The sequence below is a fragment of the Rhizobacter sp. genome (genome assembly GCF_031412075.1).
Taxonomy (GTDB): Bacteria; Pseudomonadota; Gammaproteobacteria; order Burkholderiales; family Burkholderiaceae_C; genus Rhizobacter.
Window position 1 is genome coordinate 1 of record NZ_JANOCG010000130.1, and the last position, 3,812, is coordinate 3,812.

The 3,812-nt window shown below is 67.5% G+C and carries 3 protein-coding genes and 1 pseudogene; 1 reads left to right on the plus strand and 3 read right to left on the minus strand.

The genetic code is table 11. From position 1 onward, the window contains the following. Nucleotides 1-1,224, plus strand: a 1,224-nt coding sequence (locus RMO40_RS04730) for a 3'-5' exonuclease (protein ID WP_309717029.1), incomplete at its 5' end; no start/stop codon positions are given. A gap of 150 nt (nucleotides 1,225-1,374) precedes the next feature. Here the strand turns inward: RMO40_RS04730 and RMO40_RS04735 are convergent. From RMO40_RS04735 to RMO40_RS04745, 3 genes and pseudogenes are all read right to left on the minus strand, one after another. After that, a pseudogene (locus tag RMO40_RS04735) lies at nucleotides 1,375-1,479 on the minus strand (methyl-accepting chemotaxis protein); the annotation flags it as partial. Nucleotides 1,480-1,603: 124 nt separating this feature from the next. Then, complete coding sequence (locus RMO40_RS04740; RefSeq protein WP_309717032.1) at nucleotides 1,604-2,197, minus strand: response regulator; 594 nt, start codon at nucleotides 2,195-2,197, stop codon at nucleotides 1,604-1,606. 2 nt (nucleotides 2,198-2,199) lie between these two features. Next, nucleotides 2,200-3,812 (minus strand): response regulator (locus RMO40_RS04745; protein ID WP_309717035.1); only part of this gene is annotated, 1,613 nt, incomplete at its 5' end.

The following is a 3,812-nucleotide window of genomic DNA, read 5'->3' on the forward strand; positions in this document are numbered from 1 at the left end:
GCCGCCAACGCGGTGATCGGCCACAACCCCAAGCTGTTCGAGAAGAAGTTGTGGAGCGACCTGGGCGACGGCGACCCGGTGCAGGTGGTCGAGTGTGACAACGAAGAGCACGAGGCCGATCGTGTGGTGGCGCGCATTCAATCGCTGCGTGGCCAAGGTGGTGAGGTGATGTTCAAAGACTTCGCCGTGCTCTACCGCGCCAACCACCTGGCCCGCATGTTCGAGAAAGCGCTGCGCCGCGCCAACATTCCGTACAAGGTGTCGGGCGGGCAAAGTTTTTTCGACCGCGCCGAGATCAAGGACCTGTGTGCGTGGCTGCGCTTGCTCGTCAACAACGATGACGACCCGGCGTTTTTGCGCGCCGTGACCACGCCCAAGCGCGGCATCGGCCACCAGACGCTGTCCTCGCTCGGCGAGTTCTCCGGCAAGTGGAAGACCAGCCTTTACGAAGCGCTGTTCGCCGAGAGCCTGGGCACGGTTCTCAATGCACGTGCCGTGGGCTCGCTGCACGAGTTCGGCCGCTATGTGAACGATCTCGAATACCGCGCCCGCCACACCGTCGGCGCGGAAGATGCCAAGGCCTTGTTGATGGGCTGGCTGAAAGACATCGACTACGAAAAACACCTCTACGACGGCGAAGACAGCGAGAAGCTCGCCGCCAGCCGCTGGACCAACGTGCTCGACTTTGTCGACTGGATCGCCCGGCGCTGCGGCGGCAGTGATGACAACGGCACCTCCGGTGCCGGCGAGAACGACGGTGGCATAAGCGTGGAGACCGAGAAGAAGAGCGTGCTCGAAGTGGCCCAAACCATCTCGGTCATCATCAGCCTGGCCGAGCGAGGTGACGAACAAGACGTGGTCACGCTGTCGACCCTGCATGCGAGCAAGGGCCTGGAGTGGCCACACGTCATGCTGGCCGGCGTCAACGAAGGCCTGCTGCCCTTCAAGAGCGACGACGACGAGATGACGCCCGAGCGGCTCGAAGAAGAGCGCCGCCTGATGTACGTGGGCATCACCCGCGCGCGGCGCACGCTGGCGGTGAACGTGCTGCGCCGCCGCAAGAAGGGCCGCGACACGATCCAGGGCATTCCGAGCCGCTTCATCGGCGAAATGAAACTGCATGAGGCGAAGGCGCACGAGGACCCGCGCGAGAAGCTGAAAGCGCTGCGCGCGGCGGCGGCCAAGCGGGCCGAAGATGCGAAGGCCGCCGAACCGGGCAAGTGAGGTCACCGTCTGTCGTGATTCCCGCCTTCGCGCACTGCTGTCCGGGGAAAGTTGGATCAACCCAGCGCGCAAGCGCATGCAGCTTGGCAGCGGTCAGCCTGACCGCTCTGAGCGCCGCGCTGTGCATCGCTGCCGCGCTCGGCCTCATCTCCCCCTGCGCTGCGCCAGGCTGCGCACTTCGGCGTCCACCACGGCGAAGCCGCGGCCTTGTTCCCCGGCGGATGCCGCTTCGACCGGGGCATTGAGCGCAAGGATTCAGAAGCGTTGCGCACCTGGCCGACGATGCCCACCCGGCTGTCGTTCATGCGGCCCGGCTCGGTGCCCCTGGCAATTCATGCCAGCGCACCGCGACCGTGCTGAAAAACGGCCGGACAACCGTTCAAACCACCGACTGGAGCACGGCGATGAAGGGCTGCGGGTCGATGGGTTTGCGAATGGAACGCACGCCGGGCGGCAGCTCGCCCTTCTGCGCCAGCTGCTCCGGTGTGAAGCTGGAGACCGCCACGATCAGGCGCGGCCGCACCACACACTGGGTGGCCAGCTGGCGCAGCATCTCGATGCCGTTCATGTGGGGCATGAGGATGTCGGTGATCACGATGTCGGGCGCCTGCTGGCCAATGGCCACCAGCGCCTGGATGCCACTCTCGAACACCACCACCTGCGCGCCCGGCAAAGCCTCGTTGACCAGCAGGGTGAGGACGTCGCGGTCGGCAGCGTTGTCTTCGACCAGCACGACGCTGAGTGCGTCGGCAGCGCGGTCGAGGGTTGTGGGCAAGTCTTGCGCTTGGGCCTCGAACAGGCGCTCGGCGCTTTCGGCGTCAATGCGGCGGTGGCCGCCCGGGGTCTTCCAGGCCTGGAGCTGGCCGGTGTCGACCCAGCGCTGCACCGTCGGCACGGAGATGCCCAGCCGCTTGGCGACGTGGGCCGTCGAGTAGGAGCTGGGGCGTGGGCCGGGTCGAGGAGTTCGTGGCACGGTCACCTGGGGGTCGGAGGTTGTGAATCGAAGTGGGCCGAGAGCGCGGCCATCACCCGCGCATGCCGCTCGGAAAACGCCTGGGCCAGCGCGGGCCAACGTGCACGCTCATCGGCATCCACCGCCTGTTGCAGCTGGCGTGCAGCGTCGGACAGCGCGAGCGCGCCAATGGTTCCCGCATTCGACACCATGGTGTGGGCGATGGTGGCGATTTGCTCGCGGTCGTTCGAGGCCAGACAAGCTTGCAGCCGGGCCGCGTCGTCGGCACGCACCTCCACGAAGCGGCGCAGGATCTTGTCGTACAGCTCGGTGCGGCCCAGGCAGCCCTTCAAGCCCAGCTCGAAGGAAATGGCCTCGCCCTCGGGCACCACGCCGCCCGCGCCGGCCGCCGCCGCTGCGGGCAGCCAGCGCGCCATCACGGCAAACAGCTGGTGGGGGTCGAAGGGTTTGGTCACGTAGTCGTTCATGCCGGCGTCCAGGCATTTTTCGCGGTCGCGCAGCATCGCGTGGGCGGTCATGGCGACGATGGGCAGCTGCGCATGCGCCGGCTCCTGGCGGATCAGGCGGGTGGCCTGCAGACCGTCCATCACCGGCATCTGCACGTCCATCAACACCATGTCGAACGCCGCCGTGCCGCGCAGCAGGTCGACGGCCACCTGGCCGTTGGGCGCCACGGTCACCTCCATGTGGGCCACGTCACGCAGCAGCTCGGCGGCCACCAGCTGGTTGAAGTCGTTGTCTTCGACCAGCAGCACCCGCCGGCCCGCCAGGCTCGGGGGCACACCCACCGCGCCGACGGCATCACCCGCCGTGGTCGCGGCGTGCGTGCCGACGGCGTTGACGATGGCGTCTTGCAGCGTCGAGCTGCTGACGGGTTTGCTCAGGCAGCCGCTGAAGCCCTCTTGCGCGGCGCGGCGCGGCAGGTCTTCGTCGCCATAAGCGGTGACGAGGATGATCCGCGGCGCCGGCCGCAGCGCGGCGTCCTGGCGTATCAGCCGCGCTACCTCGAAGCCGTCGAGCTCGGGCATCTTCCAGTCGAGCAGCAGCACCTCGTAGGGCTCGCCTGCGGCCTGGGCGCGGCGCAACTCCACCAGCCCTTGTGCGCCCGACACCACCAGCGTGGCGCGGTAGCCCAGCGTGGCCAGCAGGCCCTGGAAGATCTCGCGCGAGTTGGTGCTGTCGTCGATCACCAGCACGCGCTGGCGGGCGTTGGCCTGTTCGTCATAGGCCGGCGCCTCGGGCTGCGGTGGCAGGCCGAAGGCGGCTGTGAAGAAAAAATCGCTGCCGCGCCCGGGCTGGCTCTTGACGCCGATCTCGCCGCCCATCAGCGTGACCAGCTGCTTGCAGATGGCCAGGCCCAAACCGGTGCCGCCAAACTGGCGCGTGGTCGAAGCGTCGAGCTGCTTGAAGGGCTGGAACAGGCCGCTCAACTGCAGCTCGGTCATGCCGATGCCGGTGTCGCGCACCGAGAAGCGCAGCGTCACACGGTCACGCGCGGCCAGCACCGCACGCACCGTCACCACCACGATCTCGCCGGTTTCGGTGAACTTGACGGCGTTGCTGCACAGGTTGATGAGCACCTGCTCCAGCCGCAGCGGGTCACCCACCAGCACGG